We start from the raw sequence: 5,002 nt of genomic DNA, 5'->3' as shown, positions 1-5,002 counted from the left end.
GGCCACGTCGGCGGCCTCGAGCGCGGCGGCCGTCCCTGCCGCGCCCATCGCGATCCCCACCGAGGCGCGCGCCAGCGCGGGCGCATCGTTCACTCCATCGCCGATCATCGCGACGCCGCCGTGCCGTGCCCGCAGATCAGCGATGGCCTCGGCCTTGTCCTCCGGCAACAGGTGGGCGCGCACCTCATCGATGCCGACCTCCCGGGCGATGGCGCCGGCGACCTGTTCGTTGTCGCCGGTGAGCATGACGATCGGCGACACACCAAGCCGACGCAGGGCGGCGAGCGCGCCCGCCGCGGCGGGGCGCGGGCGATCGGCCACGCCAATCACGCCGAGCCACCGCGTGCCGTGGCGGATGACGATGGTGCTGCGCGCGCGGGCCTGGAGGTCCTGCACGGCATCGAGGATGGCCTGCGAGGGCCCGTCAGGACGCCCCGCCCACATCCGGAGGCTGCCGATCTCGACGAGTGCCCCGTCCACCATGGCGCGCACACCGCGCGCCGTCACGCTCTCGAGCGGACTGGCCTCGCGCGCGGGCAGCGCGTCGGCATCGGCACGGCGCACGATGGCCTCGGCCAGCGGATGCTGCGACTGGCGCTCGACGGCAGCGGCCACGGCGAGCAGTTCCGCGGCGTCTGCGTCGACGGCGACCACGTCGGTGACCTCGGGCCGGCCCATGGTCAGCGTCCCCGTCTTGTCGACGGCCAGGGCGCGCACCATGCCGAGCGCCTCGAGCTGCGCCCCGCCCTTCACGAGCACGCCGTGGCGTGCCGCCTGCGCGATGCCCGAGAGGATGGCGGCGGGCGTGCCGAGGGCCAGCGCGCAGGGCGAGGCGGCCACGAGCAACGCCATGCCGCGATAGATGCTGGTGGCCCAGGTCCACGTCCCCAGCAGCGGCGGCGCGACGATGAGCACGACGGCGCCGACGAGCACCACCGGCACGAAGATGCGCTCGAAGCGCGCCGTCAGCTGCTCGGTGTGCCCCTTCTGCGCCTGCGCCTCGGCCACGAGCGTGATGATGCGGTCGAGCGTCCGCTCGCCTGCCCCGCCGGTCGTCTCCACCTGCAGCGCGCCGTCGCCGTTGACGGTCCCGGCAAACACCTGGTCGCCGGGCGCCTTGTCGACGGGCACGGACTCACCGGTGATCGGCGCCTGATCGACCGCCGATCGGCCACTGCGGACGATGCCGTCCACCGGCATCCGCTCGGCGGGCCGCACCAGCACGAGGGCGCCACGCGTGACCTGTTCGATCGGCACGACCTCGTCGTGCCCGTCGGGGAACAGCAGTCGCGCCGTGGGCGGGGTCAGCTCGCCGAGCGCGCGGATGGCGCCGGTGGCACGCCCCATCGCGTAGTGCTCGGCCGCGTTGGCCAGCGAGAACAGGAACAGCAGGAACGTGCCCTCGACCCACTCGCCGAGGGCCGCCGCGCCGAGGGCGGCCAGCAGCATCAGCAGGTCGATGTCGGCACGGTAGTGCCCGTCGCGGATGATCGCGACGTTGGTCCGCACCAGGTCCCATGCGCCGCAGGCACCCGAGGCGACGTAGAGACCGACCGCCACGGCATGAGGCAGCCCCAGCCAGGTCTCCCCCACCCAGGCGACCAGCAGCAGGGCACCGCAGGCGAGGCTCAGCGCGAGGCGGCCATAGGCGCCTGCGTCGTCGCTGGGTCCGTCGGCGGTGGCCATCTGCGGCTCAGGCCCTGGGGGCCCGCATCGGCGCGAGGGCCTCGGCCCAGCGCGCCAGGTCCGTCAGCAGGGCCTTCGCCGACCCGTCCAGCTTCTCGTCCGACGTGAACGTGCCGTCGGCCGCGATCCGCGTCGAGAACATGGGGATGGGCACGCCCGCGACGATCGGCATCACGCCCACCGACGTGAGCACCTGCTTGGCCATCTGCACGCTGCGCAGCCCGGCAGACACGCCGCCGTAGCTGACGAAAGCGGCGGGCTTCTCCGACCACTCCGTGTAGAGGTAGTCGATCGCGTTCAGCAGGCTCGGGGGCGCGGCGAAGTTGTACTCGGGCGTCACGAACACGTACGCGTCGCCGCGCTCGACGATGGCGCTCCATCGCTTGGTGTGATCGTGCTGGTACTTGCGGAGGCGCGGGTGCTCGGGCTCGTCGAGCAGGGGCAGGCCGACCTCGGCCAGGTCCACGACCTCGACCTCGAACGCGCCATGGGCACGGGCCCGCTGCTCGAACCAGGTGGCGACCGCGGGGCCCTTCCGGCCGGGACGCGTGCTGACGATGATGATCTGGAGGCGCAACATCCCCTCAAGTATCCCTCAGGCCGGTGAGACAGCCGTGAGGCGTCAGCGCACCGGCACCGGAAGGCGGAAGCGCCGGACTTCGTGGGCCTGGTCCGGGCGGGCGACCTCGGCGTAGATCCAGAGCTCGTCGCCGACCCGAAGCCACTGGGAGTAGCGCCACGTGTGGAGCCGGCCGGGGGTCGTGCTCAGGCCCACCGGGCCGTCGGGGGTGAGGTCGACCAGGTGATGCAGGTCGAACGTGAAGGCCAGGCCGGTGCCGATGTTGTAGACCGGGTCGTCCCACGTGGTCGACGACCCCTCGTAGACGAACAGCCAGCCGACGCCGAGCGGCAGCACCGAGGCCGGACGGGCGAAGAAGTTGCGCCACCCCACGAGGTCGAGCATCGGGGCGTTCACGTCGCCCACGGGCGCCCATCGCTCCCCGTCGTCGCTCGTGAAGTGGTACGTGCGTTCGTTCTGCCGCACGTAGCCGATGACGAACGCATGCCAGCGCTGCCCGTCGTGCAGCACCACCGGGTCCTTGTACTCGTGGACGCTGACGTCGCGGTCGGACTGCCGCGGCGGCGCGGTGATCACGGGACGGGCCGTCGACGCCCGGAATCCCGCCGGCGTGTCGGCGTCGTCCAGCTTCAGGATGGCCCAGGCGCCGCCCTGCCAGGCGCCGCAGAGGTACAGCTTGAAGCGCCTGGTGACCGGGTCGATCACCAGCGCCGGGCGCTCGAACCCCGGCACGGGCACCTCGCCGCGGCGGATATGGTGCACCGCGTCGAAGCGCACGCCGTCGGTGCTACGCAGGATGCGGATCTCGTAGCCGCGCTGCCCCCGCGGCGCCTCGGGGCTGCGCATCCGCGCCGCCATCCAGAACACGCCGGCGTCGTCGCGGACCATCGACGGGGCGCCCGCCCACCACTCGGCGGCCTCCGTGTCGGGGCGCAGCACCACGTCGCCCGAGGCGAGGGCCCTCGCCAGCGACGCCGCAAGGGCCGAGGGCCGTGGCGCCGGCCCCTGCCAGACGGGTTGCGCGCCAACGCCGACGCCACAGGCGACGACCAGCAGGGACGCCAGGGCCAGGCGTATGCGAACTCGGCTCAGGGACGCCCGCACGTCACGGCACCTTGATCAGCCACGCCTCGTGCACGCGCGAGTGCTGGCGCCAGTTGCGATCGCTTTCGTCGATGTCGTCGAACGAGAGCACGATCCGTCGCGAGCGGATGGCCTCGAGCGGCACGTCGAACACCTTCGGGTCGCCGAGCGTCGTGGACGCATGGCTGGGCTGCACCGGCGTGCCGTTGATGCGGAGGCGCACGTCGCCGTTGCCGTTGAGTCGCACGACATACCGCGCCGCCGGATCGATCTGCTCGTACACCAGCGCAATCGGCCAGCGCAGGCTCACCTGCCAGGAGAGGCGCTTGCGGCTGCGGCCTTCCTGCTCCCATGTGAAGTGCGGCGTCGGCCCGTCCTCGAGTTCGGGCGGGTTGGCGCCGCTCACCTTCGCCTTCCGCACATGCGGCGACTTGCCGACGTGCCCGAGGTCGTCGTAGAAGCTGCCCGGCCCCGGGGCTTCCCATCGGGCGAGCTGTACCAGTCGTGCGCGTCGCGCCGTCTCGTCGGGCAGGGCCAGCACACTGGCGAACTCGTCCTCCAGCCACCAGCGGTTGTTGAGTGGGTAGTGCAGGAAGTCGAGCACGGCGCCGCGCTCGGTGCCGCTGGCCTTGTAGGTCGGCGTGTCCATCTGCATGCCGATCGACGAGAACAGCGCCGCGCCGAGGTCGAGGATGCGCCTGCGCCAGGCGTCGTGCGGCCCTGGCGTGTCGGCCTCGGCGAGGATGGTCCTGGCACGCGCCACGGCGTCGGCCGCGCCGGTGGTGGCCGATGCCAGCAGTGCGGCGTTGGCCCGATCCTCCAGCGCCGTCTCCCGCAACAGGCGATGCCGCGTGTAGGCGTCGTAGTAGGCGCGGAACAGCGCCTGCTGCCAGCGCCAGTTGCCCCCCAGGCCCGGAGCCTCGGCCTCGACACGCTGCCACGACGCGAGCGTGCCATCCACCGCGCCGTTGGTGGCCAGCGGCCCTTCCCAGTTCTTCTCGAGCGCGAGCAGGCCGTCGGCCGCACGCTCGGCGACGGCCTCACCGAAGAACAGGCGTGCGTACTCGATCAGGATGTCGCGCGGCGTTGCCGAGGGCGACCACGCCTTGCGGCTCCAGATGGCCTTGTTCACATCGTCGTTGACACCATCGGAGTAGCTGATGAAGCCGTCGGTGTGCGAGGCGATGCGATCGTGCAGCGACGCGTAGAAGACCGGGCGCGGGTTGATCGGCTCGCGACCGAGCGTGAAGTTGTACGCCGGATCCCAGTCGGGCACCACGTACTGCGCACGCACCGTGTGCGTCACGTCCGGGTAGTCGCGGAGGCGGTACCGCGGGTGCAGGCGGGCGCGCGTCTCGGCCAGCGGCGGGCTGCTGGGGCCAGCGACGAGGCCGCCAAGCCACGGCAGCGGCGCGGCGTTGATCTGGTCGTAGATCCAGGTGATCTGCGGCGCGTCGAACCACTGCAGCGAGAGCCACACCTGCGACTTCGGATGATGGCGCCGCAGGCGCTCGGCGAGGTCCTTCAGCCACGGGAGCACGAGCTCGGCGCGGTTGTGCCCGGGGTCGCCGCCGGGCACGAACACGTGGTCGATGCGCGGCAGCTTCACGAAGAGCGCCTCCAGCGAGTCGAGTGTCTTCGCTCGCAGGGCCG

Annotated in this window: 4 protein-coding genes; all 4 read right to left on the bottom strand. The window is 72.2% G+C overall.

Translation table 11 applies throughout. The annotated features are described in order from the left end of the window. Positions 1 to 1,686, bottom strand: a 1,686-nt coding sequence (locus ACIRDX_RS20460; protein ID WP_396627289.1) for a heavy metal translocating P-type ATPase, incomplete at its 3' end; no start/stop codon positions are given. A 7-nt stretch (positions 1,687 to 1,693) separates the two neighbouring features. Continuing rightward, positions 1,694 to 2,266, bottom strand: coding sequence for an NADPH-dependent FMN reductase (locus tag ACIRDX_RS20455; protein WP_396627288.1), 573 nt, complete (start codon positions 2,264 to 2,266; stop codon positions 1,694 to 1,696). A 42-nt stretch (positions 2,267 to 2,308) separates the two neighbouring features. Continuing rightward, a complete protein-coding gene (locus ACIRDX_RS20450; protein ID WP_396627287.1) occupies positions 2,309 to 3,370 on the bottom strand; it encodes a hypothetical protein in 1,062 nt (353 codons plus the stop codon). Between the two features lies 1 nt (position 3,371). Then, on the bottom strand, positions 3,372 to 5,002 hold a 1,631-nt coding region (locus ACIRDX_RS20445; RefSeq protein ID WP_396627286.1), incomplete at its 5' end, for a hypothetical protein.

The organism is Luteitalea sp. (assembly GCF_044337415.1).
Lineage (GTDB): Bacteria > Acidobacteriota > Vicinamibacteria > Vicinamibacterales > Vicinamibacteraceae > Luteitalea.
The sequence above is the reverse complement of the archived record's forward strand: the minus strand, read 5'-3'. Positions and strand labels throughout refer to the sequence as shown.

What these genes read in the sequence shown, in the direction of transcription:
- ACIRDX_RS20455 (WP_396627288.1), bottom strand. Translation starts at nt 2,266, where the DNA reads ATGTTGCGCCTCCAGATCATCATCGTCAGCACGCGTCCCGGCCGGAAG.